The sequence below is a fragment of the Flavobacterium sp. CSZ genome (genome assembly GCF_015350725.1).
GTDB lineage: Bacteria > Bacteroidota > Bacteroidia > Flavobacteriales > Flavobacteriaceae > Flavobacterium.
The window spans coordinates 32,146-58,611 of sequence record NZ_JADKPQ010000002.1 but is presented as its reverse complement, the minus strand read 5'-3'; the positions used below and the strand labels follow the sequence as shown (position 1 = coordinate 58,611).

24 protein-coding genes and 1 tRNA gene are annotated in these 26,466 nt (G+C 31.3%); 12 read left to right on the top strand and 13 right to left on the bottom strand.

Translation table 11 applies throughout. From position 1 onward, the window contains the following. Positions 1-15: 15 nt before the first annotated feature. From IRZ78_RS02420 to IRZ78_RS02395, 6 genes are all read right to left on the bottom strand, one after another. Positions 16-1,302 carry an MATE family efflux transporter gene (locus IRZ78_RS02420; protein ID WP_194615014.1) on the bottom strand — a complete coding sequence of 429 codons (1,287 nt, stop codon included), beginning with the start codon at positions 1,300-1,302 and terminating at the stop codon, positions 16-18. 22 nt (positions 1,303-1,324) lie between these two features. Next, the gene (locus IRZ78_RS02415; RefSeq protein WP_194615013.1) at positions 1,325-2,311 is read right to left on the bottom strand and encodes a hypothetical protein; all 987 of its coding nucleotides are present in this window, start codon (positions 2,309-2,311) and stop codon (positions 1,325-1,327) included. Positions 2,312-2,320: 9 nt separating this feature from the next. After that, positions 2,321-4,000, bottom strand: a complete 1,680-nt coding sequence (locus IRZ78_RS02410) for a hypothetical protein (protein ID WP_194615012.1) — start codon at positions 3,998-4,000, stop codon at positions 2,321-2,323. Positions 4,001-4,115: 115 nt separating this feature from the next. Beyond that, a complete protein-coding gene (locus tag IRZ78_RS02405; protein WP_194615011.1) occupies positions 4,116-4,466 on the bottom strand; it encodes a hypothetical protein in 351 nt (116 codons plus the stop codon). A 9-nt stretch (positions 4,467-4,475) separates the two neighbouring features. After that, a complete protein-coding gene (locus tag IRZ78_RS02400) occupies positions 4,476-5,960 on the bottom strand; it encodes a GH3 auxin-responsive promoter family protein (protein ID WP_194615010.1) in 1,485 nt (494 codons plus the stop codon). 11 nt (positions 5,961-5,971) lie between these two features. Continuing rightward, on the bottom strand, positions 5,972-6,472 hold the full coding sequence (locus IRZ78_RS02395; RefSeq protein ID WP_194615009.1) for a peptidase: 501 nt from the start codon (positions 6,470-6,472) through the stop codon (positions 5,972-5,974). Between the two features lie 211 nt (positions 6,473-6,683). Between IRZ78_RS02395 and IRZ78_RS02390 the strand changes: the two genes are divergently transcribed. Both IRZ78_RS02390 and IRZ78_RS02385 read left to right on the top strand, forming a co-directional pair. Further along, positions 6,684-6,872, top strand: a complete 189-nt coding sequence (locus IRZ78_RS02390; protein WP_055096778.1) for a twin-arginine translocase TatA/TatE family subunit — start codon at positions 6,684-6,686, stop codon at positions 6,870-6,872. A 106-nt stretch (positions 6,873-6,978) separates the two neighbouring features. Next, positions 6,979-8,376 (top strand): glycosyl hydrolase family 8, encoded by a 1,398-nt coding sequence (locus tag IRZ78_RS02385; protein WP_194615008.1) that lies wholly within the window; start codon positions 6,979-6,981, stop codon positions 8,374-8,376. A 111-nt stretch (positions 8,377-8,487) separates the two neighbouring features. On the opposite strand, the gene IRZ78_RS02380 is transcribed toward IRZ78_RS02385, so the two are convergent. The 3 genes from IRZ78_RS02380 to IRZ78_RS02370 are packed head-to-tail and all read right to left on the bottom strand — an operon-like array spanning position 8,488 to position 14,400. After that, entirely contained in the window at positions 8,488-10,611 is a 2,124-nt protein-coding gene (locus tag IRZ78_RS02380; protein ID WP_194615007.1) for a Tex family protein, read from the bottom strand. A gap of 1 nt (position 10,612) precedes the next feature. Then, on the bottom strand, positions 10,613-12,532 hold the full coding sequence (locus IRZ78_RS02375) for a hypothetical protein (RefSeq protein WP_194615006.1): 1,920 nt from the start codon (positions 12,530-12,532) through the stop codon (positions 10,613-10,615). Next, positions 12,532-14,400 carry a DUF3857 domain-containing protein gene (locus tag IRZ78_RS02370; protein WP_194615005.1) on the bottom strand — a complete coding sequence of 623 codons (1,869 nt, stop codon included), beginning with the start codon at positions 14,398-14,400 and terminating at the stop codon, positions 12,532-12,534. Before IRZ78_RS02370 ends, IRZ78_RS02375 begins: the two co-directional genes overlap by 1 nt. Before the next feature lie 122 nt (positions 14,401-14,522). Between IRZ78_RS02370 and IRZ78_RS02365 the strand changes: the two genes are divergently transcribed. Continuing rightward, a complete protein-coding gene (locus IRZ78_RS02365; RefSeq protein WP_194615004.1) occupies positions 14,523-14,822 on the top strand; it encodes a DUF1294 domain-containing protein in 300 nt (99 codons plus the stop codon). Between the two features lie 146 nt (positions 14,823-14,968). Here the strand turns inward: IRZ78_RS02365 and rpiB are convergent, their stop codons facing one another. Beyond that, the gene (gene rpiB, locus IRZ78_RS02360; protein WP_056243646.1) at positions 14,969-15,400 is read right to left on the bottom strand and encodes a ribose 5-phosphate isomerase B; all 432 of its coding nucleotides are present in this window, start codon (positions 15,398-15,400) and stop codon (positions 14,969-14,971) included. 223 nt (positions 15,401-15,623) lie between these two features. On the opposite strand from rpiB, the gene IRZ78_RS02355 reads away from it, so the two are divergent. Then, entirely contained in the window at positions 15,624-15,845 is a 222-nt protein-coding gene (locus IRZ78_RS02355) for a hypothetical protein (RefSeq protein WP_194615003.1), read from the top strand. A gap of 153 nt (positions 15,846-15,998) precedes the next feature. Beyond that, positions 15,999-16,244, top strand: a complete 246-nt coding sequence (locus tag IRZ78_RS02350; protein ID WP_194615002.1) for a hypothetical protein — start codon at positions 15,999-16,001, stop codon at positions 16,242-16,244. Positions 16,245-16,855: 611 nt separating this feature from the next. Here the strand turns inward: IRZ78_RS02350 and IRZ78_RS02345 are convergent. After that, a complete protein-coding gene (locus IRZ78_RS02345; protein ID WP_194615001.1) occupies positions 16,856-17,089 on the bottom strand; it encodes a DUF2007 domain-containing protein in 234 nt (77 codons plus the stop codon). Positions 17,090-17,196: 107 nt separating this feature from the next. Here IRZ78_RS02345 and rnr point away from each other — a divergent pair, with 107 nt between their 5' ends. Genes rnr through IRZ78_RS02330 form a run of 3 tightly spaced genes read left to right on the top strand, consistent with a single transcriptional unit; the run spans position 17,197 to position 20,762 of the window. Then, positions 17,197-19,377: a ribonuclease R gene (rnr, locus tag IRZ78_RS02340; RefSeq protein WP_194615000.1), complete on the top strand. Its 2,181-nt coding sequence runs from the start codon at positions 17,197-17,199 to the stop codon at positions 19,375-19,377. 24 nt (positions 19,378-19,401) lie between these two features. Further along, complete coding sequence (locus IRZ78_RS02335) at positions 19,402-20,070, top strand: head GIN domain-containing protein (protein ID WP_194614999.1); 669 nt, start codon at positions 19,402-19,404, stop codon at positions 20,068-20,070. Between the two features lie 14 nt (positions 20,071-20,084). After that, positions 20,085-20,762: a LysE family transporter gene (locus IRZ78_RS02330; protein ID WP_194614998.1), complete on the top strand. Its 678-nt coding sequence runs from the start codon at positions 20,085-20,087 to the stop codon at positions 20,760-20,762. A 361-nt stretch (positions 20,763-21,123) separates the two neighbouring features. Here IRZ78_RS02330 and IRZ78_RS02325 read toward each other — a convergent pair. Continuing rightward, positions 21,124-21,194, bottom strand: a tRNA-Cys gene (locus IRZ78_RS02325). A gap of 93 nt (positions 21,195-21,287) precedes the next feature. After that, a complete protein-coding gene (gene folB, locus IRZ78_RS02320; protein WP_194614997.1) occupies positions 21,288-21,647 on the bottom strand; it encodes a dihydroneopterin aldolase in 360 nt (119 codons plus the stop codon). Positions 21,648-21,754: 107 nt separating this feature from the next. Here folB and IRZ78_RS02315 point away from each other — a divergent pair, with 107 nt between their 5' ends. From IRZ78_RS02315 to IRZ78_RS02300, 4 genes are all read left to right on the top strand, one after another. After that, entirely contained in the window at positions 21,755-23,872 is a 2,118-nt protein-coding gene (locus tag IRZ78_RS02315; RefSeq protein ID WP_194614996.1) for a glutamine--tRNA ligase/YqeY domain fusion protein, read from the top strand. A gap of 1,218 nt (positions 23,873-25,090) precedes the next feature. Next, the gene (locus IRZ78_RS02310) at positions 25,091-25,570 is read left to right on the top strand and encodes a hypothetical protein (RefSeq protein WP_194614995.1); all 480 of its coding nucleotides are present in this window, start codon (positions 25,091-25,093) and stop codon (positions 25,568-25,570) included. A 91-nt stretch (positions 25,571-25,661) separates the two neighbouring features. Beyond that, positions 25,662-25,988, top strand: coding sequence for a YtxH domain-containing protein (locus IRZ78_RS02305; protein ID WP_173973362.1), 327 nt, complete (start codon positions 25,662-25,664; stop codon positions 25,986-25,988). Between the two features lie 127 nt (positions 25,989-26,115). Further along, positions 26,116-26,466 (top strand): competence protein, encoded by a 351-nt coding sequence (locus IRZ78_RS02300; RefSeq protein WP_194614994.1) that lies wholly within the window; start codon positions 26,116-26,118, stop codon positions 26,464-26,466.

The following is a 26,466-nucleotide window of genomic DNA, read 5'->3' as shown; positions in this document are numbered from 1 at the left end:
TAAAATTGATTTTGTCTAATGTAAAAAAATCTTGATTTTGTCTTTTTTATATATAACAACTGCAGAAACAAAATTCCAGAAAAAAGAACTGCAGAAAAAAGCAGCAGCTGCGCCAGTCATTCCGTAAATTGGAATCAAAAATCGATTTAGAATAAAGTTAATGATAACCGCTCCTATCAAAATTACCTGAAAAATATGTTGTCTTCCTGTCATATTCAGATAAACTGGAGCTGAACCAAATAAAGAGCAAATTCCCTGACCAATTATTAAAATTAGAAAGGATTTCTGCGCTATGATGTATTGGTTTCCAAACAAGGACAAAACATAATCAGAAAATACAGAAATTAAGATTATCACCGGAAAACTAATGCAAAAAATTAAACGAGCACTGCTTTGCAATGTTTTTTTTAATTCTATCCAATTCTGATTTGAAAAATACTCCGCAATTTTTGCCGAAACAGTTATGTTTATTGTCAAGATTATTACAGAAACAATTGTCATTATTTTAACTCCGACAGAATAAAAAGCTACTGTTTCATCATTTTGATATTTTTTTAAAAACATAATATCAAAAGACATTAATAAAAACATTGCCATTCCGCTTATTGCAATGGGATACGATTTTGTAAAAATCTCTTTTGAAGTAAAAATCTCATCTGATACTGTCTCCTTTTTATTAAAATAAATAAATACTAAAACAGAACTTATAAGGGCTAGAAAAATAAAACCAATTAAAAAAACATCTACCAAATAAGCTTCTAAATGCATGTAAAATAAAACTACAGAGCCAATTATCAACGGAATATATTTGATAATATTTCTAAATAATTCTGCAACATACAATTTGTCTAATGCTCTGAAAACCTCTGTATTTAAAAGCGATAATCCGTGAAAAAATAATATGACTGAACTCTTTAAAAGGATTGGGTATACCTCATCATCCAGAAAATAAGTATTAATTCTTTTTTTATCAATAATAAGAAAAAGAGCTAAAATTAATAGTGAAGTTAAAAATAACATCCTTACCATTTTTAAATACACCATTTTCAATTGTCGTACCTCTTTCTGACTTGCCAACCTTCCTTTAAAATATAAAATGGACTGATCAAAACCCAATAGACAAATACTTCCAACTGCTAAAAGATATGAACGCACAAAATCATACTGTCCCACTAATTTTGGACTGTATGATTTTGTTAAAAATATGGTGAAACCAAATAACAAAAGAACTCCAAAAATTCGCAAAGCCAAAGTTCCTAAACTCTGTTTTATGAATGAGTTTTTTGAAATTCTTTCAATCATTTTAAACGTCTTCAATATTATATTATTTAACCTGAGCTTTGAAAAGCTGGTTACGATAAAACTTTAGAAACAAATGAATTAAAACGAAAATAAAAATGAATAAAAATGGCAATAAAAGTTTAAGATTTCCATTTGTAATTTTAGCGCTATGTATATTTAAAGTTGAATTTATGTCCTTAATTGCTTTATCATAATTAATAAGCTTTAGCCTGTATTTACCCTGATCGATTATTAAATATTGTTTTGTTTTAATAATATCGTTAAGCTGAGTGTTTTCATTATAGTAAATCAGCTTATCGTTTTTTGATCCATTTTTTACAGTATTAGAAAAGCCATTTAAAACCTGGTCAATTTGAGCAATAATAGTATCATTTTGAATTATCTGCTGTTCCAGATTTTTATATCCAATTTTTTGAAGAGTCTTAAAATATTCAGAGCTGTTTAAGTATTTTAATAATGGCTCAACGATATCTTTTTCGTTCGTAATTTTGTCGGTTATAAAAGATATTGAATGAAAAGTATAGTTTTTACTTGTGATATTATCTTCTAACACTTTTTTGACCTCGCCAACCTCAGCCATTAATTTAATCAGCTCAAAATTCTGTTCTTTGTCTTCAATAAACTTATAAACATCGGCAATGGGCTTGATCTCGATTTTTTTTATTGATTTTGGATTTTGAATACCAACTTCATTTTTCAAGAAAGCCGTGTCTCCCGCAATAATTTTAGATTCGATCAAATTTATTTTAGAATAAAGATAATCAACGCTTCCAAAATTTGGAGTTACAATAATCTGATTTTCAAATGTTTTTTTATTTGAATCTAAATACCAGCCAATACCAAACCCTACGATTACTAAAATTAAAACAATAATCCATTTGCGGACAAAGAAATGAATAGACTGAAAAATAATGGAATTAATTCTTTCGAAAAAACCACCAATACTTTTTGAAAGCTGAAAAATATCAATCTCCTGTCCTGAATTATCCTGCGGTACTTTTGTACTCATTTATTATTTTTATTTTACGTTGAAAATTTGTTCCAAAATTTTAATAGTGATCAAATACGTTGGTTTTACACCCGTTGTTCCTAATCCGCCAGAAGCTAATGTGCTTCCGGTTTCTAGAGGATTATCTGAGGCATAATACGCATAACGAACTTTGATATCGTGCGGAACACTTTTTCTGATTTTTGATGCCGATTGAATGGCTTTCTGGTAATAAGATCCTTCCATTTCAAGACCAATTACTCCCCAGGTCGATTCGTGAAAGAATTTCAGTAAATCTCTGTTTTGTAACGATGTTCCTAAAACGGTAACCATAGCTCCTTCAAAAACTGCAATGTCGTTTCCTTCAAACATGGCACCTGTTAATTCATTTTCGAAGAAATAATTATCTGCAGTTCCTTCGTTTATATGTGCTGTAGGGATCATGATATCACCTTTTCCGCCTTCAAGGATTCCCGCTTTCCCCATTATCGAAACCGATTTTACATTTAGTAAAGTTTCTTTTTTATATGGTTTTAAAAGTTCATCGATTGTTTCGTAAGCCTGCTCGCCAAAGGCATAATCCATTACAATAATAACGGGAGCCGCATCGTCAACAACTGTTTTTGGAAATGCTGTTTTTGCCCAGTCAATTTTTGCAGTATCAAAAATCTGAACGTCGATATTCGTTCCTGAACTATCAGGTAACGAAATCATACCATTTTTTAAGGCCAATTCTTCGACAATACTTCTGGTTTCTTTTGCGCCTGATTTGCTTAATTCTTCATAAATATAAAAGTCAGACTTGTCCTTGAATTTTGTTTTCAACAACGGTGTTGCAAAAATAGAATTCATAACACTATGCATATTGGCACTTATTACGTGTATAGGACGCTTTAAAAGATTGTTTGCCTTAAGAACCTCCTTGATGTTGGTAGCCCAGATTTCACCGTGAATATGGTGTCCTAAACGCTCTCTTAATACAGGACTAAAAGTTATCGTTCTTTTATTATTTTCGATTACTTCTTCGATTGCTAATTTTCCTAACCAATAAATTACATGCAGGAAACGATCCGGGGCATTTTCTGAACCAAAAGCATCATAAATATCCAAAACCTCTTCAAAAGTTCTTGCTAAAATGTTGGCAACATGCGAAATTGCTTTTTCTTTTTCTATTTGAGAAAGCTTTTTGGTTTGTAAAACTGCTTGCTCTAATTTTAACCAATCGCGAGACACTTCTCCTCCATCATCTAATAAAACCCTGTTTTTGATTTTATGAGATTCTATGAAAATAAATGTCAAATGCGTCAGGATATCATAAATATCTGATCGCCCGCGAGTGATTTCAACATTCATTTGTTCCTCATCGATTCTGTAACAATTTCTTCTTCTTTTTGGAGGAACAATGGCCTGAAAATGCGATTTAGAATATCCTTCATCGGATGTTAAATTGATGAATCTACACTGCTCAATTCCTATTGGTAAACGTTCTATAACGTACAAAAGCCCGTTTAGTTCTACTTTTTCTTCGCCTATGTTTCCGTAAATTTCCGGACGTAATGCTAGTAATGATTCGCGTAAACTATCACCCGAAACTCCCATTGGTTTATAAAAACCGCGGTTGAATAAGTGACGCATTGTAATGTACATTTTTTCGATTGCTGCAGATGATTCCTGCGCTCTTGATCTTGATATATGTTTGGTTTCTTTCATGCTATTTTATTTTAAAAATCTTCTGTAAGAGAAGAGTAATATGGGTATTTTATCAAACGAAATTAGTAATTAAAAATCAAAACTGTATTAAAGCTTTATTATCTTAAAACTAATTTCAAATTGTTTTTAATTTATAATCATCAAAATTAACTTCTACTTTTTGAAAATTTTGATCTTTTAATAATATTAAATTTATTTTGTTCAGGCATTCCTGGTTGTCTTCTGACATTATAAATGCGAGGTCCCAAATGTCTTTTGAAATAGAGAACGAACCAATGTCTGAATTGACATCTAATAGATATTCATCATTCATCCAAAGCTCATTAATTTTAACAACTTTTGGGTTTATTTCTATTATTGAATCAAAAAAGTCTGGAAAAAAATCTTCATTTTCAGCACCACTAAATATCTCAATTAACAATTTTTGAGATTGATATCCTGGTCTTAAATGATATTTATACTTCATAAACTTTTTCTACTTCAAATTATCCGCAATATCTCTATTATTAGACAATCTCGGAATTTTATTCTGTCCGCCTAATTTTCCTTGCGATTTCATATAATCCTGAAATCCGTTTTTCGAAACTTTGGTTACTACCACTTTTCTTAAAACATTTCCGGTGATCAGATCATCATAATAAATATTTTGTTTTCGCATCGAATCGTCAATCGCTTCACCAAAGGCTTCTATGTTTTCCGGTTCGTTTTCAAATTCTATAAGCCATTCGTGATACGGCAATCCGCTTGACGGGTTTATTTGAGGCGCAACAGTAAATTCATTAATTACAATTTTGGTTCCTTCTGTGGCTTCTTTCATTGCTTTTTCGACTTCGTTGGCAATAACGTGTTCACCAAAAGCAGAAATGTAATGTTTAATTCTGCCCGAAACGATTACTCTGTGTGGAAATAACGAGGTAAACTGCACCGTGTCACCAATATTATATCGCCAAAGTCCGGCATTCGTAGAAACGATCAAAGCATAATTTACGCCAATTTCCACCTCACCAACTGTATAGCTTTTTGGATTTTCTGAAAAGAATTCATCAGCTTTTATAAACTCATAGAAAATTCCTGAATTCAGTAACAAAAGCATACCTTTTTGTTTTTGAGAATCCTGATAAGCAAAAAATCCTTCAGAAGCAGGAAACAACTCAATGCTGTCTACTTTTCGGCCAATCATTTTTTCGAATTTGGCGCGGTAAGGTTCGTAATTCACTCCTCCGTAAATAAATAAGTTGAAGTTCTTGAATAATTCTCCTATTTTCTTCCCGCCGCTTTTTTCCTGTAATCGCTCAAAATACATTTGTACCCAGGACGGAATCCCAGAAATTATGGTCATATCCTGATCAATGGTTTCCTCTACAATAGCGCTTACTTTGGTATCCCAATCCTCGATACAATTGGTCTCCCAGGATGGCATTCTGTTTTTTTGAAGATATTTAGGTACAAAATGAGCTCCAATTCCGGATAATCTTCCAAATTTGATTCCGTATTTTTCAATTAAAATTGGACTTCCCTGGAGGAAAATCATTTTTCCATCAACAAAATCGGCATTTCCGGTTTCGTATATATAATGCAGGATTGCATTTCGCGAAGCTTCAATATGATACGGCATTGATTCTTTGGTCAACGGAATATATTTTGCTCCTGAGGTTGTTCCAGAAGTTTTGGCAAAATAGAGTGGTTTCCCTTTCCAGAGAATATTTTTTTCTCCCATTCGAACTTTGTCGATGTAGGGTTTTAAATCTTCGTAATCACGAATAGGGACACGTTTTCTGAAATCATGAACCGACTTTATTTTATCAAAATGATGATCTTTACCAAACTGGGTTTCTTTGGCACTATTTATTAAATTCTTAAATACTGCTTGTTGCGTTTCGACCGGCTTATTGGCCCAAGCCTGTGTTTTATAGTATATTTTCGTGGCAAATAATTTTGCAGCTACTGATTTAATCGACATTTGTTATGGTATTATTTCTTGTCACTTTTGTTTTTACTTCGGTTTTTTTCACCCGGCTCCTTCTCCATCTTTGCCACTTCTTCTCTTAACTTAATTTCTTCTTCAGAGGCTTTCATATTTACTTCTGAATGTTCATCAGTTTCTGCTATAATAGAATCTTTATTGAATTTTGCATACTCTAATTCACCTCTCAAAACTTTCTGAATTCCTCTTATATAGGCTTCATTTTTCTTTAAAGCGGTTTCTAGCGAATCTGATTTAATCGCCAGTTCAGTTGCATTTTTTTTTAATTCACTCGAAGAATATCCGGGAATAAATTCACGCAAAGGCGTAAAAGCGATGATGAAAGTAGTAATTAAAATTAAAAATATTCCTCCTAATGTGAACGTTACAAACACATTCATTAAGTTGAGTTTGAACGAAAAAATTTCTTCGAAAGTATCTTCATTCAAAATTACCAATCGGTTTTTGATGAATAAATTTTTTCTGAAATTGATTTTTTTTCTGGTCATTATGGTTGTTTATACGAGCAAATATAATAATTAATCGCCTTGTTGATACCTCACAAAAATGAAGGAATACACTCATTTTAAGATTTTATAAAATATTTAACGCTAGCGGAAACTAATATTTTAATCCAAATCCTGTTGTTCTTCGTATATTCTATATACATTTGCGGAACAATTAGAAAAACAATTTGCTTAGGCATTAAATATACAAACCATGGGAAGATTAGGTCTTACAGAAATCCTCGTAATAGTAGGTATCGTGATATTACTTTTTGGAGGTAAAAAAATACCGGAATTAATGAAAGGTTTAGGAAGCGGAATTAAGGAATTTAAAAACGCTGCTAAAGACGATCAAACTCCTCCTGCTCCTTCTGTTAAAAAAGAAGAAGAAGAAATTAAATAAGAATTTAAACCCTTATTATAAACCCCAAATTACAATTGTAGCTTGGGGTTTTTATTTTATCTAAAAAAACTTACTTTTAGAGTCCCTAAATCAAATAACAATAATTATGAAAAACCTACTTGTAATTACTGTTGCTTTTTTGTGTCTCAAAAGCTACGCACAAAAGCAGCCGTTTCCTGCCAATGCTGTATTTGCAAATGGTTTAATGCCAACAAATAAAAACGGTCAGGATGCTAAAAACAACTACGATATCTGGAGGGCCAATTTTGTTGAAGCCTGTTCGAATGGAAGATACCGTGTAAAATTCGACAATTCCTGGGAAACTGTTTCTGAAGGAATTGGTTATGGAATGCTCCTGAGTGTTTATATGGCCGATAAAACATTATTTGATGGCCTCTGGCTGTATTACAAAGACAATGTAAACGGCAATAAAGTAATGAACTGGAAAATAAACGGCTGTTCCGGAACTATTGGTCAAAACGGAGCAACCGATGCTGAACTTGATGCTGCCTTAGCACTTATCGTTGCCGATTATCAATGGGGAAGCACTGGAAATATCAATTATAAAAGTGATGCCACTGCTTTAATTTCTGCCATTAAAAATTATGAAATCGAAGCCAATACTTTTGTTTTAAAACCAGGAGATCAATTCGGCGGAAGCCAAATTACAAATCCCTCTTACTTCTCTCCTGCCTATTACCGTGTTTTTGGCGTTTTTACAAATGATCCTGTTTTTTGGAATCAGGTTGCAGCAAAATCATATACCATTATCAACAACAATTTAATACAAAATAATGCCGTTGGCGGGCTAGTTTCTGACTGGTGTGAAGCTTCTGGGGCTTATTCTTCTCAAGCTGGTGGTTATAATAATGGAGGAAAAACATATTCCTACGACGCTGCAAGAACGCCATGGAGAATCGCAGTTGACTATTTATGGTACGGAAATCCCGATGCGAAGGCTTATACAAAAAAATCATCTGATTTTGTTCGCGTAAATCTAGGCGGATCTTCTAACATTAAAGATGGTTATAACCAAAACGGAACAGTAAGCGGACAATGGCACAACGGGACTTTTGTTGGTGCATTTGCCTGTGCAGCCATGGGAGGCGATAACCAAATGCATCTTGATGCTTCATACGCCGAGTTAAAAAATCTGAATGAACCTGGCAGTTATTTTAATCATACCTTAAAAACATTATACTCTTTTTTATTAACAGGTAATTTTTATTTGCCGCCAACTGCCACTTTATCTACTGGCGATTTTGATATTGAAAAGTCAACGATTACGCTTTTCCCAAATCCGAGTGCTGATCGATTTACAGTTAATGCACCTCAGCAATCTACTATTTCTGTAATTTCTCCTTCCGGGATTGTTATTCATCAACAAAAAACAACTGCTGAAAATACAGAGATCAATTTGGCTAATCAATCATCCGGAGTTTATTTAATAAAGATTTCGAATGACGATTTTAAAAGCATAACTAAAAAAGTGATTTTAAAGTAATTTATAAAAACTAAAAATCCCAAACTACAATTGTAATTTGGGATTTTTTTATTTTTTGTCCTCCTGAGCGAAGTCGAAGGATTGGAATTTGGAATTTTTTTTTTGTTTTTTTTAAAGTACCATCGTCAACTGGATTCTCTTTCTATCCTCATCAACCTCAGTTACTTTAACATCAACATGCTGATGCAATTTTACCACTTCATTTACATCGCTTACAAATCCGGCTTTTAGTTGGGAAATGTGAACCAATCCGCTTTCTTTGATTCCGATATCAACAAAACAACCGAAATTAGTGATGTTGTTAACAATTCCCGGCAAGATCATTCCTGTTTTCAAATCTTTAATTGATTTTACGTTTGCATCAAATTCAAAAACCTTAGCCGACTTTCTCGGGTCTAATCCGGGCTTTTCAAGCTCTTTTATGATATCTTTTAGTGTTAGCAAACCAATTTCAGGTGTGATATAGTTTTCGGCCTTAATTAAGGCAGTTTTCTCTTTGTTTGCTATTAAGTCGTTTACCGAAAGTTTCAAATCTTTTGCCATTTTTTCAACAACTGGATATGCTTCCGGATGTACTGCCGAATTATCCAGCGGATTTTTAGCATTCGAAATTCTAATAAAAGCCGCACCTTGCTGATACGCTTTCTCGCCTAAGCGAGGCACTTTTTTTAGCTGTTTTCTATCCTCAAAAGGCCCGTTTTCAGAACGATATTGTACAATATTTTCTGCAAGCTTCTCTCCTATTCCACTCACATAACTTAGTAAATGTTTACTTGCGGTATTGATATTGATTCCAACCGAGTTCACACAACGAATTACCGTATTGTCCAACTCTTCTTTTAGTTTAGTTTGATCAACATCGTGCTGATATTGGCCTACGCCAATGGCTTTTGGGTCGATTTTCACCAATTCGGCCAAAGGATCTGAAAGTCGTCGCCCAATAGAAACCGATCCACGAACCGTAACATCATAATTCGGGAATTCTTCACGCGCAATTTTTGATGCTGAATATACCGAAGCTCCAGCCTCAGAAACGATAAAAACCTGCAACGGTTTATCGAACGCGATTTTTTTGATGAAAAATTCCGTCTCTCTCGAAGCCGTTCCGTTACCTATAGAAATGGCATCAATTTGATACGCATTGACCATCGAACGGATTTTCTTGATCGCCATTGCTTCCTCATTTTGTGGCGCATGGGGATAAATTGTTTCGTTGTATAATAAATCGCCTTTTTCGTCCAGACAAACTATTTTACAACCACTTCTAAATCCCGGATCGATTGCCAGAATACGTTTTTCGCCCAAAGGAGGCGCCAATAAAAGTTGCCCTAAATTGTTCGCAAAAACCTGGATCGAATTGGCATCAGCCTTAGCTTTTGCTTCTTGCAATGTTTCATTTCCAATCGCCGGATTCAGTAATCGTTTATAACTGTCTTCTATCGCTAATTGCAAATGTGCCGTTGTACTATTTTGTTTTTTAATGACGATTTCATCAATAATATCATAAGCTTCGTCGATATCAACATCGACTTTCATCTTAACAAAACCTTCGTTTTCTGCACGAAGCATCGCTAATAAACGGTGCGAAGGCGCTTTTGTCAAAGGTTCTTCCCAATCAAAATATTGACTGAATTTTTGCGCTCCTTCTTCTTCGGCTTTCTTTTTTACGACTTTGGTTCCAATTGTCGCTTTGCGCTGAAATAATCTTCTGAGTTGTTTACGAACATAAATGTTTTCGTTAATCCATTCGGCCACAATATCCCTTGCACCTTGCATAGCAGCTTCTTCATTAATCACATTTTCATTAAGATATTGTGTCGAAATAAAATCGATATCAACATCATTTTCAGACATGATTATTTTTGCCAATGGTTCTAAACCAAACTCGCGCGCGACATCTGCTTTTGTTTTTTTCTTCTTTTTGTACGGCAGGTAAAAATCTTCTATTTCTTGTAAATCAAAACTTTGCTCGATTTTCTGTTTCAATTCCGGCGTAAGTGCCTTTTGCTCTTCTATTGATTTTAGAACGGCTTCTTTACGTTTTACAATCGCTTCGTATTCTTTATGAAGTTTGGCAATTTGCTCGATCTGTACTTCATCCAGATTCCCGGTTGTATCTTTTCTATAACGTGAAATAAACGGAATTGTACAATCTTCCTCTAATAATTTTACCGTGTTTTGAATGTTGATCGCTGCTGTTTGAACAGTCTTGGCAATGAATTGAATATTAGTCATTTTATTTCTTCTTAATTGGCTTTAACACAATGCTTGCTTTACTAAAATCTGCAGATGCATTATAAACTTTTCTATATTCCTGATAAATCTCTTTTGGATAATTTATTGCTTTGTATTTTTCATCAATTGTAATGATAACCTGATTTCCTTCTACTTTTACAGTCGATTTAAAAAAACAATTTTTAGCTTCATCATATTTCATTACTTTATCTATAACTAGGTCATTGTAATGATCTACCTGATATCCTTTTGGAATATTAAAGATAATGTTATGATGGTATTCTTTTGTATATTTTAAATCAATGTCTGTTTTTCTGGTATTCTCCTGATAAAGATTAGCCTGATTTCCTATCACTTTTCCTAAATTAACCATTAACAAATTTCCTGCTTTTTCAGTAAATGATTCTACAGATTCTAGCTTTGAATTAATAACAAACGGCGTATTCGTATAATTATTTTTAAATTCTAAATTTTCGGCTTTATGCTCTAAAAGTTTCACATCTACATCATCAATCGAAATGTCTTTTACAAAGTCTGTAAGATCCTTTTTTTCATCATTATTAGCCAAATCGTTGTACGAATAACGCAGCATTTGACCTGTATAACCTGTCATTGATAATTTTTTATCAATAATCACTTTTGTCAAATCAGGGTTCAAAGTTAATACTGATTCTGTTGCTATTTTAGTAAAATCTGATGAAACTACCGGAGCATAAACATAACTTTCCTGTTTCTTTTGTACATTATATCCTTTTGCCTTTGTATCCTGATACTCGTAACTTGGATTTCCGTAAGCCAGATATACCTCATTTGGTGAGATAAATTTATTTAAATCTCTAAAATAAAAATTAATATCTGTAAATTCATAAAACGTTACAATCTCATCATCCAGATCCCCTATAAAACGATCTTCGGTAGCAATGATTTCGTATGGAATTTTAAGAATATCAAAAGCATATTTGTAAAGAAAAACAAAATCTCTACGGGCTAATTTTGAATTTCCTTCTGTTATCTTAATTTTAGTATTAATCGTTTCTCCTTCTGCATAAGGTTCAAAATGAGTTCTGATGTATTCGTCCAGAATGGTTAATTTTTCATCATTAGTTTTATCTTTTATATCTAATTTCTGAACAAGTTTTTTTACATCTCCGTTAGAAAAAGCATAGGGTTTGTTTCTAATATAGTTTTTAAAATAAGTTTCCCATTTTTTATTACTCATTTCGGCCGGAGATCCGGTAATTAAATACAGAACCTTGACAAGATTTCTAAATTTTTTAGAACTTCTTTCATTTACAAGCGGTTGTATATTATCTGCAGTATAAAAAATCTTCCCTTTTACTTTATTATAATGAAATTCTCCAGAAGCATAAACTCTTGACATAGCAGATCCGGAATCTGTAAGCGTAAACTCAGCATGAAGTACAGGCGCATCTTTTTGATAAATTTCAATTCCGTTTGAAGTTGGATTTTCTTTTACAATAAAATAATACTCTAAAATATCTCCTTTCTCTACTCCTTCAAAAACAATCGATTTTACATTTTTTAAATCTGAATTTACAATCTGACTTTCAGATAAAACCCTAATATCTCCGTTAGGTTTAATAACTCTTGCATGAAAATCTTTTGTATCGCGAATCGTCGTATTATCGTCGGCAGTAACTTTATTGTATTTACTAATTTCTGAAGACTCATTTATTTTAACTGCAAAATGCTCCATTTTAAATTTTGCAAAACCATATAAATTGGCATTAATTCTGGTATGAACCCATCTTTTATCAAATAAAATTACGGCGGGTTGTTTTTTATATTCTTCGGGAATGCTGGCAAAAATAGGAACGGCATCCCAGGTGTAACTTTTAATTTCTTGTGCCTGTGTTTTTATAAAAAAAGCAAATAGCAGAATAAGTAATATTTTTTTCATTATTTTTTTATTAAGATGATAGATTGGTTGTATTGGCTATTTAATTCGTTTACTAAGGAGTTCCAGTTATCAAAATCAGTTGTTTCGATAACTAATTTTTTAAGTGCTATTTTTTGAGATACAATCAGGCTTTTTTTATCTTTTTTGTATGAAATATCAAAACTTAAAATCTCATTTTCTTTCTTACTGTTTTCCGGAATAAAATCAAGCTGATAGTTTTCAGGTATTTCATAGACATAAGTAAATTCATTGGTAAACACATTGTCGTTTTCTATAGAAAGTTTCCTTTCTTTAACATCAATTATGTATTCTTTAAAAGGAGCTAATAAAATAGGTTTTACAATGATTTTATCGCCTATTTTTTTTACCCACGAATCAAGTTTAAAGTTATAGCTAAGCTCTGCCTCTTTATTTTCGTATTCGTGTTTTTTGACTTCTGTTGTTTCTATTTCCAGTTTTTGGTTGTATCTCGCTAAACCGCTTTTTAAAATCTCTTCTTCCTTTTGTTTATTAGATTCTAAAACATTTAGAAAATCACTTTTCTCATAACCAGAAAGCAGTATTTTTGCAGTACCTGAAACCGCATCTTCATTGATTTTTAATTTAAGATCGACTTTTAGCCTGTTTTCTTTTTTATCAACTACAGGTACTTTTTCAATAACAAATTCAGTTTCAGATATTCCTATAAGTCCTTCTTTACCCTGAGTCATCGCAGACGGAAATGTAAACGGACAAAAAGAATCAGTCCCGTCAACAAAATAACGCTGCTTGTCAATTTTAACAGCTGCGATCATATGATTGCTTACCAATGGCGTTGGAACATCGGCAAAACTATAAGATTTGTCTCTGGTACCTATCCAAACCAAATTTGACTCTAATCCGGCAGTTTTAAACATTTCATTTAACAAGTTCGAAATGTCTTTACAATCTCCGTATTTTTTATCAAAAACAGATGCAGCATCCCGAGGTATAAAACCTCCCATTTCGTACTCAAAAGCCACATAATGAATATTTTGCTGAACCCAATTGTAAATAGCTTTTGCCTTGTCTTTAGGATTTGTTTTCTCTTTTATTAATTCTGAAGCTTTACTTTTAAGTGCCGTTTGGTCTAATTTGTTAATATCTTTTACCAACGAATAATACCATTTATAAAGATGCTCAACATCCGGAAAAAGCTCTTCTTTTTTATTATCCTTAGTATAGCTTTTTATGTAGTATACAATATGCGGCAGAAAATAAGTATAATTGGGAGCACGGTTTTCTTCTTCAAAAGCAGGCATGTCGGTAACCTTCCAGCTATAAACATCTAAATTGCCTTCTTTTGTTTTTTCGAAAACAATTTTATCCTGATGGTCTCCAAAGAGTTTATAACCAATTTCGATTGACGGATCTGATTTTATTTCGAATTTTGAAGCAACAGTCTGCAATTCATGCTGAAAAGCAAAATAAGACAATAACCTCGGTTCGTTTTGTTTTACTTTATAAGAGTATTCGATCTTCGATTTGTCTTCGACATAACTAAAATCAAAGTGTTTGTATTTATTATCACTATAAAAAACATCGCGCTGTTTTAACTCATTGGTGCTAATATCATACTGTGATAATTTATTCCTTTTGTTTGTTTTCGCATTGATTGTAGCTCCTTTTATGCTCGAAATTTCACTAAAATTATCGTACGGAATATTTATAGAGTACTCATTTACGTTTTTACTTTTGGCAATTTCTCTTTGTTCTTCGATAAAAGATTCAATTTCTAATTTACTTTTATTCGATAAATAAACAATTTCATTACGATAAAGTACTTTCGATTTTTCTTGCGCACACAAAAAATGACACGAGAAAAATGCCAGATAAAATATTCTTTTCATTAGGTTTTTGATATAATATTTGGGAAGTTAAGTTTTAACAAAAATAAACTTATTTGCGAAAATAAACAGATTTACTGCATTAGCTTGTTAAAATAATATCTTTGTTCTTTATTTTTAAGCCAATGAATATTCTATTACTTTATTTTATACTTATAAATAGTATTGCCTTTATCTTTGCCGGATACGATAAGTATTTAGCAATCAACCATAAAAGAAGAATTTCTGAAAATACACTTTTTGGTCTTGCCACTACTGGAGGTTGGGTAGGTTTGTTATTAGCAATGATTATTTTTAGGCATAAAACCAGTAAACCTTCTTTTATTCTAAAATTTTCAGCTATTGTTTTTATTCAAATTGCTGTTGTTGTATTGTTTATCTACAATGTTAATATTTTTAATGTTGCCTTATTTTTAGGTAATTAGCCTAATAAATTATAGATATTAACAATGTTGATAACCTCATAATTAATTCATTTTAAATTATTTAAACAAAAAACCGGATGAATTTTAAAAATCCGCCCGGCTTACTTATATTATACTGGTGCGAAGCACCGCGTTTTTTTGACTTTTTACTGGCAAGCAATTTTATTCACTCTGTTTTGGTGTCTTCCACCTTCAAAAGCAGTTGTCAGGAATGTTTCAACAATTTCTACCGCTTGTGGGATCGATGTAAAACGCGCTGGGATACTCACAATATTTGCATCGTTGTGTAAACGGGTTAAATAAGCAATTTCTTTAGTCCAGCATAAACCAGCTCTAACTTTTGGGTGTTTATTAACAGTCATTGCAATTCCGTTTCCGCTTCCGCAGATCACGATTCCAAAATCAGCTTTACCTTCAGATACATCATTCGCAACTGGATGACCAAAATCAGGATAATCAACAGAATCTTCAGAATCTGTACCATAATTAGTTACCTCATATCCTTTTGCTTTAAGCATAGCAACAATTGCTTTTTTGTAATCTGGTCCTGCGTGGTCGTTTCCTATCGAAATTTTCATTTTTAAATACTATTAAGTTGTGTGTTGCAAATTTACTTAAAGTATATGATATATACTTTACTATAGATTTGTTTATTTTACTGAATTTCAAAATCTAAAAATATTGAAATGATTAATTACAAATTTTAAATTAAATATTTTTAATACTTAGTATATCAGTTTTTTTACTTTTAAAAAATATAATAATTTGATTTTCAAAAAGTTTAATTCATAAATATAAAAAATGAAATATATCCTATTTATTCTACTTAGCCTGAATTGTTTTTCTCAAACGAATTCTAAAGCTCAATATCTATTTGATGAAAATGATCAACTAATTAGTCAGGATCAATTCAAAAATAAATTAAACGATAAAAAAATAGAACTCATTACATATGAAATAGATACGGCTTTTATAGGACGCTTTTTAAAAAAGAAAGATATTGGTATTTTATCTTCATCCTAAAAAATTAAAATTTATAATGCATTACAAAACATTAGTACTAAAAAAATTGACGATTCTAAAACTATAATTATTAATTTCTTTTAAAAAGATAATCCCGAACCAAACGGAAGGTGTATTGACTACTAGGTTGCTGATAAATCATATAGAAAATTCTTGGAAAACAATACTTCTATAAGTCAGTTTTTTATAACCGAGAAAAATTATGAATATAAAAATAAGAAGGTTTATCAAGATAAAAATGATATAATAAGAGCAACGCTTCTTAAATATAAATTTGCCTGTGGAAACTATATTATTATACATCCTAATGGAAATTTTTATCAAAAATTAGGGGAATATAAACAAGATGAGATTGCGCAAAATCTAATTAATTTTGAATATAAATCAAGCTTATTATAACTCGCTTTATATCATTAAGTTAACGTTATTAACAATTTTAATATCTCTATAAGAAGCTGAAAATCAATAAGAAATAAACATAGAATTTGTTAATTTTTTATAATGTTAATAGCAAAACCTAATTCGTTGATATTCAGTTAACTTTAAATTAACATTATTTGTTAATAAGTTCGGATAGAAAATTAGAAGTTTTTTTTGGTTGTGTCGAAAAAAAACCTAATCCAAAACCGGAATGAAATAACCTAATAAAGTTTCATGAATTTTTAGAAAAGTTATCAATATCAAAAATGCCATTTTCAACAAATATCAACATGTGAACTTATCTACAAAATGAATCTATTTTGGGTTGTCAACCGTTGTTAATTAAAATACAAAAAGTCTTATAAATGAATCCTTTAACAAAATATAAGTATGTTGATAACTCAAGATAACTAAGAGAAACTTCATTTCAATGCTTTTAAAAATAAATTTATAGCACATATTAACAAGCTATAATAACAAACAAAAATTAATTTAATTTAAATTTTTCTTTTTGTTGTATTTAATATATGTTGACAACTTTGAAAATTTTAAAAAGAAAAAAAATATTGAAATTGAAAAATTATAGGAGTTTAAACAATTTTAAGTGGGTTATTAAGATTGTCAAGAATTTGCTGAACTTCGTTGAAATCGTTTGGATGAACTTTGAGTTTGATTCCACCCAGAGCCGTCGTGTACATTGGCACGACAGATAAGGTCATTTCGTTCTCAAAGTAATACGGAATCTGTTCTTGCTCTAATAAGTGCTTTAGAACGATTGTTTCGTGCTGATAATTGAATACGGCAATGGTTTTAAAGCTTTCCATAAAGGGTCTTTTTGTAAATATACGAAAGTTATATTTTTAATAATTTATTTGTTAAAATCTATAATCTGATATCTTATTTGTAATTTTAACTTTTTAAGAAAAGATATATGAGTAAGAAAATTAGAAAGCCGATAAAAAATGAGAAAGATTTCTCTAGTAAAATAATAAAAATTTTATCGCAAAGTCCTAATAAAGCATTTAATTACAAACAGATAGGAGCAAAGCTCGAACTTGATGATACAAAAAGCAGAAACCAGATTATAAAAGATTTAAAAATTCTGGCCGCTTCAAAAAAAATTATAGAATCTGAACCTGGCAAATATTTAGTAAAAGCAGAGAGTCAGGATTATTATGAAGGCACAATTGATATGACCAGTAGAAAAACGGCGTATTTTATTTGTCCTGATTTTAGTGAAGATGTATTTATCCCAACCAATAACCTGAATCGTGCTTTAGACAAAGACAAAGTAAAAGTGTATGTTTATAACCGCAGAAAAGGTAAAAGACCTGAAGGTGAGGTTATTGAAGTTGTAGAAAGAAATAAAACAGAGTTTGTAGGAGTTATAGATATTCAGGCCAATTTTGCTTTTGTATCTACTGCAAATCCTAAAATGTATACGGATATTTTTATTCCAAAGGATAAAATTGGAGAAGCAGAAAATGGTGATGTTGTTTTAGTTACTATCGAAGATTGGCCAAAAAGAGCGGATAGTCCCTTTGGATCTGTGATTAGAGTTTTAGGAAAACCAGGAGAACACAATACTGAGATTCACGCTATTTTGGCTGAATACGGTTTACCTTCAGATTTTCCGGTAGAAGTAGAGGTATTTGCACAAAAGATAGACACCTCAATTCAGGAATCAGAAATAGCAAAACGTCGTGATATGCGTGATACCCTTACGTTTACGATAGATCCAAAAGATGCAAAAGATTTTGATGATGCCTTGTCTTTCAAAAAGTTAGAAAACGGAAATTACGAAATAGGTATTCACATTGCCGATGTTTCGTATTATCATGAAGAAGGAACAATCCTGGATGACGAAGCTTATCAACGTGCCACTTCGGTTTATTTAGTAGATAGAGTAGTGCCAATGCTTCCGGAAGTTTTATCTAATTTTGCATGTTCGTTACGTCCAAATGAAGAGAAATATACCTTCTCAGCCATTTTTGAAATTTCAGAAAATGCACAAGTTATTAACCAATGGTTTGGTAGAACTGTAATTTATTCAGATCAGCGATTTGCTTACGAAGAAGCACAATATATCATTGAAACAAAAGACAATACAATTCCTGTTGATATTTCAATCACTGGAGAATCTTATACAGTTTCAGATGAAATTACTCAGGCAACTTTAAAATTAGATGAATTAGCAAAGATTTTGAGAAAGAAAAGAATGGCCAATGGAGCAATTTCTTTTGATAAAGTCGAAGTAAAATTCAACTTAGATGCCGAAGGAGAACCGGAAGGAGTTTATTTTAAAGTTTCTAAAGATGCCAATCATCTAATCGAAGAATTCATGCTTTTGGCTAACAGAAAAGTGGCCGAATACATTGGTAAACAAAAGAAGACCTTTATTTATAGGATTCACGATGAACCAAACGAAGACAAATTAATTGCGATGCAAACCGTAATTGCTAAATTTGGTTATAAAATAGATTTCCGTAACAAAGGCGATATTTCTAAGTCTTTGAATGCTTTGATGGAAGAAGTAAATGGTAAAAAAGAGCAAAACTTAATTGATACTCTTGCGATTAGAAGTATGAGTAAAGCGAAATATTCGACAGAAAATATTGGTCATTACGGTTTAGCATTTGATTATTACAGTCATTTTACGTCGCCAATTCGTCGTTATCCTGACGTTATGGTACATCGTTTGCTGCAATATTATTTAGATAACGGAGCTTCTGTAGACGAAGAAGTTTACGAAACAAAGTGTTTGCATTGTTCGAATATGGAAAGTTTAGCAACAAATGCAGAACGTGATAGTATCAAATACATGCAGGTTAAATACATGCAGGATCATCAGGACGAAGAATTCCTGGGTGTTATTTCCGGTGTTACCGAGTGGGGAATTTATGTTGAAATTGTTTCTAACAAATGCGAAGGAATGGTAAGAATCAGAGAAATAAAAGATGATTATTATACTTTCGATGAAAAGCAATATGCATTGGTAGGAGCTACTTCAAACAGTATTTTACAACTTGGGGATGAAATATATGTAAAGGTTAAAAATGCCGATCTGGTTAAAAAACAACTGGATTTTCATTTTTTGAGAAGAGCAGAATAGAAGTTTAATTTAAAAAATAAAAGTATGAAAAAGTTAATTATAGGGGTGGCAATTTTATTTGTTCAAATGTCTTTTGGTCAGGTTACCAAAGAGTTGGGAGATTTTGATACTGTAAAAGTATTTGATAAACTAAGTGTAAAATTAGTTCAGTCATCAGAAAATAAAATTGTTATAAAAGGAACCAGAGAAGCAGAGCTGGAAGCTGTAAACAAAAATGGAATATTAAAATTAAGAATGCCTTTTCCTAAGCTTTTATCAGGAAATGATCTTCAGGTAACTTTGTATTATAAACATATAGAATTGATTGATGTTAATGAAGGAGCCGATATAAAAAGTGAGGGAACGATAAAAGCTACTTCGTTTAAAGTTAGTGCACAAGAAGGCGGTAAAATCAATGTAGATTTAGATGTTGATAAACTTAAAGTAAGTTCAGTTTCTGGAGGAGAAATCACTGCAACAGGTAAAGCAGCTAACCTTGATGCAAGTTTAGGAGCTGGCGGATATTTCCTTGGAAGTAAATTAGCCACATCTCAGACTAAAGTAAGCGTTTCTGCGGGCGGAAAAGCAGATGTGAATGCTTCTACCCTTGTCGATGCAAAAGTAAGCGCAGGAGGCTCTATTTACATTTATGGAAAACCGAAACAAATTAATCAGAAAACGGTTTTTGGAGGTAAAATAGAAGAAGTAAAATAAGAAATCGTATTTGAATGATAAATGATATTTTGGCTGGACTGCCATGGGGACTTTTTTTAAGTTTTATGGTAGGTCCAGTATTTTTTATACTACTGGAAACCAGTATTACAAAAGGATTCAGAGCTGCTATAGTTTTTGATCTTGGTGTAGTATTAGGTGATATTTTTTTTATAGGAATTGCGTATTTAGGAAGTTACAGACTTATTCAGAGCTTAAAAGATAAACCAGCACTCTTTATTTTTGGCGGAATTATTATGCTGGCTTACGGTATAATCTCTTTTGTACGATTAAGAAATGAAGAAAAAATTGACGATGAAGAAATTGATCGGGATATCATCAAAAGAAACTACGGCAGTTTGTTTATAAAAGGTTTTTTACTCAACGTTATCAACATTGGTGTATTAGGTTTCTGGTTAGCAGTAATCATTTCTGTGGGACCAAAATTAGAAATGCAAAACTCAAGAATGTTTACTTTTTTTGCTTCTGTAATTATAACTTATTTGGCAGTTGATTGTCTTAAAATATTATTAGCCAAACAATTAAAAACAAAAATGACCCCAACCAATATCCTAAAAATAAAAAAAGCAATTAGTATTGTTTTAATGGTTTTCGGACTGGTGTTAATAACTCAGGGTTGGTTTCCAAAAGAAAAAGAAATGGTTAGAAATGCTTTTGAGAAGATTGAAAAGTAGTTGTTAATAACTCAAAAATATAAAATTAAACCTCTGAAATTCAGAGGTTTTTTTATGTTCATAATATTCGTAGTGATAGAACTTTGTCAAAGTTTTAAGCTTTGACAAAGTTGACTCGAGTTTGTCATTCTGAGGAACGAAGAATTACACTAGTAATTCCGCAAAGTAAATTGCCAATCTTTATAGAGTTACTTGTGTGATTCTTCCTTCCTCGAGATGACAAGATTGTGGAAAAGTTAGATAAAAAGAGATTTCAGTGAAGTTTTTTGAGGTATGATTCGGATTCGAACCTAAATCTTTATCTAATTTTTACTAAAAATTAAACATAAAAAAAAGAGACACATTTCTGTATCTCTTTTTGAGGCATCGTCCGGATTCGAACCGGAGTAGGAGCTTTTGCAGAGCCCAGCCTAGCCGCTCGGCCACGACGCCGTAATTGAACGGATGGCAAAAGTAACTAAAATCTTTAAATTTCAAAAGTTTAAAAGTAACTATTTTAAAAAAAAAGCTTTTTAATTTAAAGAATTAAGCTCTGATTTTACTCATTTTTATAGTAACTGATTCAACATCACCACCAATAGGAGGATTTATTTTAGAAACCCAAACTGTAGTTTTTTCTGCAGTTTCTATTTCAGCAAGTACTCGAATATTGATTCTTTTGGCTACATGCTCTAATAAATGCGAACGAATGGCCATTTCTTCGGTAACAATTTTGTTCAAATGTACATAATCAACCGTGTCTGCAAGATGATCTGTGTCGGCTGATTTCTGTAAATTAGTTTTAATTTTTAGATCAACAGTGTAGTCAGATCCAATTTTTCCTTCTTCAATCATACATCCGTGGTAGGAAAAAGTACGAATGTTTTTTAATTTTATAACTCCCATTTTCTTGTTGTTTCAAGTTTAAAGTTTCAGGTTTAACGCCAGTTAAGTAACTTTAAACCTGAAACCTGAAACCTTTTTTTTATCTTTGCTAAAATTACTATAAAATAATGGCATCAGAAGATAAATCACTCAATTTTATTGAACAAATCATAGAAGAAGATCTTAAATCAGGTCTTTTGCAAAGCAAACTTCATTTTCGTTTTCCACCAGAACCAAATGGTTATTTACATATTGGTCATGCAAGTTCTATTGCATTAAATTTTGGTTTAGGAATTGATTATCAATCTCCTGTGAATTTACGTTTTGATGATACAAACCCAGAAAAAGAAGAACAGGAATTTGTTGATGCAATTAAAAAAGATGTTGAATGGCTAGGGTATACCTGGGCAGAAGAACGTTATGCATCTGATTATTTTCAACAATTATACGATTGGGCAGTTTTATTAATTAAAAAAGATAAAGCTTATGTTGATAGCCAGTCTTCTGAAGATATGGCCATCCAAAAAGGAACTCCGTCTACGATTGGAACAGATTCTCCTTACAGAAATCGTTCTGTTGAAGAGAATTTGGGTTTATTCGAAAGAATGAAAAATGGTGAATTTGAGGCTGGAACCCATATCCTTCGTGCAAAAATAGACATGAAATCGACCAATATGTTGATGCGTGATCCTATCATGTACAGGATTTTACATAAAGAACATCACCGAACTGGAGATGCCTGGAAAATTTATCCAATGTACGATTGGGCACATGGGCAAAGTGATTATTTAGAAGGAATTTCACATTCATTTTGTACACTTGAATTCTTGCCTCACCGTGAATTATACGATTGGTTTTTAGACCAGATTTTAGAGGATAATAAACTACGTCCAAAGCAAAGAGAATTTGCAAGACGTAACTTATCACATACTGTTGTTAGTAAAAGAAAATTGCAGCAATTAGTTAAGGAAAAGCATGTTAAGGGTTGGGATGATCCAAGAATGTCAACAATTTCAGGACTAAGAAGACGTGGTTATACTGCTGCTTCCTTACGTAATTTTGCCAATACAACCGGAATTGCAAAACGTGATAATTTGATCAATGTATCGGTTTTAGAGTTTTGTATTCGTGAAGATTTAAACAAAATTGCACCTCGTGTAATGGCTGTTTTAGACCCTGTAAAATTGGTGATTACAAATTATCCTGAAGGAAAAGAGGAGTGGTTAGAAGCCGAAAATAATCAGGAAGATGAGAATGCAGGTTTCAGAAAAGTACCTTTTTCCCGTGAATTGTACATCGAAAGAGAGGACTTTCTTGAAGAAGCTCCTGCTAAATTTTTCCGTTTAACTTTAGGAAAAGAAGTACGTCTTAAAAATGCCTATATTATTAAAGGAGAAAGTGTTAAAAAAGATGAAGACGGAAATATTACAGAGATTCATGTAACATATGATACGGATTCTTTGAGCGGAAGCGGGACAGAAGCAAGTCAAAGAAAAGTGTCTGGAACATTACACTGGGTTTCTATCTCTCATGCAGTTGAAGCAGAAGTTCGTATGTATGATCGTTTGTTTACAGATGAAGCTCCGGACAGTTATAAAGACAAAAATTTCTTAGATTTTGTGAATCCAAAGTCATTGGAAATTATCACCGGATTTGTTGAACCAAGTTTATCAACAGCTCAAAACGAGGATAAATTTCAGTTTCAACGTTTGGGTTATTTTACTGTTGATAAAGATTCAACTCCTTCAAAATTAGTTTTTAACAAGACTGTTGGACTTAAAGATGCCTGGGAAGAAAAAGGTAAAAAAGAAGAAAACAGCATCAATAATTCTTTGAAAGATATCAACAAATATTTTAAAGTTGAGACTAAACCGGAACGTATTGCAATCGAAAGTGCAATAGGGGAGAGCATCAAAAATGTTTCAAGTTTTTCTTTATTGCAAAATTCATTAAAGAAGAATATCAACAATAATAAAGGATCATTGTTATTTGCTCAGTTTATTTTGAAATATTCAATTTTGAAATCTAAGGATTTTGAAGAAGATGATATCAAAAAATTATATACAATGTCTTTAAGAAGTGAGTCAACTTATGTTCGTTCGAAAGCACTTTTGAATTTAAGAGATATTGAAGATTCAAATTTGAGAAATCAATTTGACGATGATATTTTGAAATTATTTTCAAATCCTCCAAAAAATGCATCAGAGAGAGAAATTGAAATTCTTAAGGAAATGGTAAAGATATAATATCATTATAATCTATCGAAAAGCGCTTTTTATAAGCGCTTTTTTTATTATTTAAGTTTTCTATTGAAAAATAAAAAATCATAGTTTTAGGAGATTAAAAATGACCTTCATAAATTGATTTTAAGTGAATTTTTTAATTCTTCCATCTCATTAATCATCTTTTAAAAGATAATTAAATATAAGCTCTTATTTTAATTTTAGACCTAGTTTTTGTTTTTTGGGTTGTTAACATCTAATTGTTTATAAAGTTGAAGGTTGATTATGATTTAGTCATCTCTCATCTTTTTTAGATTTTTCATTTGTCAATTTTCAACTACTAGATTTTCAAAATCAATTTTTATTATACTAATTTTTATTTTTTAAGTTTTTGACTATTATATATTAAAACTATTATTATTGAATTTGATATCATTTTTACCGATTAAAAATGACATTCATAAATTAATTTTAAGCTATTTTTTTAACTCTTTTAGGTTATTAATCATATTTTAAAAAATCATTTAATAGATGTCTTTATTTTAATTTTCGATTTTGTTTTGTCTAATTTTATGACTTTTTAAGGTAAAATTGCTTCTAAAAGTAAAATCATCATTTATTTAGGTTTATTTCAAGTTTTAATTTTAAGCACATATTTTAAAATGTGCTGATTTTATATAATCAATTAAAATTATATTAATTTTTAATTTAAATGTTTTTAATTATTATTTAGTAAAACTATGTAGAATGTAATTTTAATAGATGGATACGATTAAAAATGGCTTTCATAAGTTGATTTTAAGCTATTTTTTCATTTCTTTCATGTCATTAATCATCTTTTGAATTATTGTTGATTTTTAAGCTTTATTTAAGTTTTTGAGCTCTATTTTCTTAGTTTAACGGGTTGTTAACATACAATTGTTTATAAAGTTGGTATTTTTATCCAAAGGTCAAATCTAAAGTGTGAAATTTCTAATTTCACTTAAGAATCGAATCTGAATTTTTCTAAAATTTAAAAATGAATAATTTTTGGTTTTAGGGCTAATTCTAAATCTGAATTCTAAAGATTGGTTTTATGGTCAATTGTAATTGTGATTGTATTTTGATAATACTTCTAGCGTAAAAGTATTTTTCAGAGGGTAGTTCATAATTTAAAAATTTCATGAAATTAATTTTATGGCTTATTTGAAATTTTGTCTTTCGTTTTGGCAAAAACAATTTTAATCCTTAAATTTTAATATTATGAAAATTCTATTTTTTACGCTATCGATTTTATTTGCAAATATTGCAATTTCTCAAACGCACCAAATTACAAAACACAATGGTGAAGAACTGGATGTTAATTTTATAAAAGTCGAAAATGATTTGGTTTATTATTCCTTGAACGGAAGTGCCGAAGAACATAAAATTAGCAAATACGCAGTTTCAAAAATTACCAATAAACAATCTAATCAAACTCAGAAAGTTTCTGATAAAGTTATAGTAGATTCAAAATCAGATTATAAATTCGTAACTGTTTTATCTCAGGACAAGACAATAGGTTTAAAACAAGTGGCCAATTTTTCAGGAGTCTCGACAAAGACAAAAGGAGAACCGCCAATTGCAAATAAAAACCAGACTGCTATGAGAATCAAAACACAATCGGCTTCAAGCGGATATCCATTTGTGAGTATTGTTGAAAAAGCAGATGGTAAGTATGAAGCTGTTGCTTATGTGTATTAAATTTAGTGTTAATTTTTATTAAATTACATTTAAGCAATAATTTATAATTCAAAAAAACAGTACCTTTAGTATTCATTTAAATTTTAATATTATGTCAAAAAACGTAAATACAGTTGCAGCAATTTTAGCTGGTGCTGCAGTAGGAGCAGCAATCGGAATTTTATTTGCTCCGGACAAAGGATCAAAAACCCGTGCTAAACTTAAGGAAGGTTTAGATGATGCGAAACATAATTTGCAAGATTCACTTTCAGCAAGTTCTGAAGTTCTACGTGAAAAATTTACAAAAGCAAAAGAAAATTTAGACGGAACTTATGGAGAGTTACTTTCAAACATGAGTTATAAAACTGAAGAAGTAATTGGTTTTTTGGAATCTAAATTAGCTGACTTAAAAGCGCAAAACGCTAAGCTTCAAAAATAATAATCCAGGAAGCACAAAGCTCAATGTGATTTTGATGATTGTTTGGTTATTTTAATTTTAGAATAATCGACTGCAGTTATTGAGTCATGAGTTTTGTGCTTCTTTTTTTTTAATTAAAATTACAATTATGGCATTTGAAGAATTAAAAGAAAACACCGAGAATATTCAGGATCAGGCTAAAGTTTATATGGAAAGTCATTTAGCTTATTATAAACTTTGGGGTTTTAAAGTAGCCATGAAATCAACAACTTTAATTTTAAAGTTTACTTTGATTTTATTGTGTTTTAGTATGGTAATGATTTTTGGATCTTTTGCCGCAGCATATGCTTTTGGAGCTTTGTTCGAAAGTAATGCACTTGGTTTTCTGGCAGTAGGAGGGATCTATTTGCTCTTTACAATTTTACTTTTCTTCCTGAAGGACAAGTTTGTTGAAGGCCCGATATTAGAGAAATTTTCAGAAATCTTTTTTAATGACTAA

Excerpts from the sequence above, each read along its gene's own strand:
- IRZ78_RS02400 (WP_194615010.1), bottom strand. The coding sequence starts at position 5,960 with ATGTCGATTAAATCAGTAGCTGCAAAATTATTTGCCACGAAAATATAC.
- IRZ78_RS02355 (WP_194615003.1), top strand. The coding sequence starts at position 15,624 with ATGAAATATATCCTATTTATTCTACTTAGCCTGAATTGTTTTTCTCAA.
- IRZ78_RS02375 (WP_194615006.1), bottom strand. The coding sequence starts at position 12,532 with ATGAAAAAAATATTACTTATTCTGCTATTTGCTTTTTTTATAAAAACA.
- IRZ78_RS02385 (WP_194615008.1), top strand. The coding sequence starts at position 6,979 with ATGAAAAACCTACTTGTAATTACTGTTGCTTTTTTGTGTCTCAAAAGC.
- IRZ78_RS02310 (WP_194614995.1), top strand. The coding sequence starts at position 25,091 with ATGAAAATTCTATTTTTTACGCTATCGATTTTATTTGCAAATATTGCA.
- rpiB (WP_056243646.1), bottom strand. The coding sequence starts at position 15,400 with ATGAAAATTTCGATAGGAAACGACCACGCAGGACCAGATTACAAAAAA.
- folB (WP_194614997.1), bottom strand. The coding sequence starts at position 21,647 with ATGGGAGTTATAAAATTAAAAAACATTCGTACTTTTTCCTACCACGGA.
- IRZ78_RS02405 (WP_194615011.1), bottom strand. The coding sequence starts at position 4,466 with ATGAAGTATAAATATCATTTAAGACCAGGATATCAATCTCAAAAATTG.
- IRZ78_RS02305 (WP_173973362.1), top strand. The coding sequence starts at position 25,662 with ATGTCAAAAAACGTAAATACAGTTGCAGCAATTTTAGCTGGTGCTGCA.
- IRZ78_RS02335 (WP_194614999.1), top strand. The coding sequence starts at position 19,402 with ATGAAAAAGTTAATTATAGGGGTGGCAATTTTATTTGTTCAAATGTCT.
- IRZ78_RS02390 (WP_055096778.1), top strand. The coding sequence starts at position 6,684 with ATGGGAAGATTAGGTCTTACAGAAATCCTCGTAATAGTAGGTATCGTG.
- IRZ78_RS02365 (WP_194615004.1), top strand. The coding sequence starts at position 14,523 with ATGAATATTCTATTACTTTATTTTATACTTATAAATAGTATTGCCTTT.
- IRZ78_RS02410 (WP_194615012.1), bottom strand. The coding sequence starts at position 4,000 with ATGAAAGAAACCAAACATATATCAAGATCAAGAGCGCAGGAATCATCT.
- IRZ78_RS02370 (WP_194615005.1), bottom strand. The coding sequence starts at position 14,400 with ATGAAAAGAATATTTTATCTGGCATTTTTCTCGTGTCATTTTTTGTGT.
- IRZ78_RS02315 (WP_194614996.1), top strand. The coding sequence starts at position 21,755 with ATGGCATCAGAAGATAAATCACTCAATTTTATTGAACAAATCATAGAA.
- IRZ78_RS02300 (WP_194614994.1), top strand. The coding sequence starts at position 26,116 with ATGGCATTTGAAGAATTAAAAGAAAACACCGAGAATATTCAGGATCAG.
- IRZ78_RS02395 (WP_194615009.1), bottom strand. The coding sequence starts at position 6,472 with ATGACCAGAAAAAAAATCAATTTCAGAAAAAATTTATTCATCAAAAAC.
- IRZ78_RS02415 (WP_194615013.1), bottom strand. The coding sequence starts at position 2,311 with ATGAGTACAAAAGTACCGCAGGATAATTCAGGACAGGAGATTGATATT.
- IRZ78_RS02420 (WP_194615014.1), bottom strand. The coding sequence starts at position 1,302 with ATGATTGAAAGAATTTCAAAAAACTCATTCATAAAACAGAGTTTAGGA.
- rnr (WP_194615000.1), top strand. The coding sequence starts at position 17,197 with ATGAGTAAGAAAATTAGAAAGCCGATAAAAAATGAGAAAGATTTCTCT.
- IRZ78_RS02345 (WP_194615001.1), bottom strand. The coding sequence starts at position 17,089 with ATGGAAAGCTTTAAAACCATTGCCGTATTCAATTATCAGCACGAAACA.
- IRZ78_RS02330 (WP_194614998.1), top strand. The coding sequence starts at position 20,085 with ATGATAAATGATATTTTGGCTGGACTGCCATGGGGACTTTTTTTAAGT.
- IRZ78_RS02380 (WP_194615007.1), bottom strand. The coding sequence starts at position 10,611 with ATGACTAATATTCAATTCATTGCCAAGACTGTTCAAACAGCAGCGATC.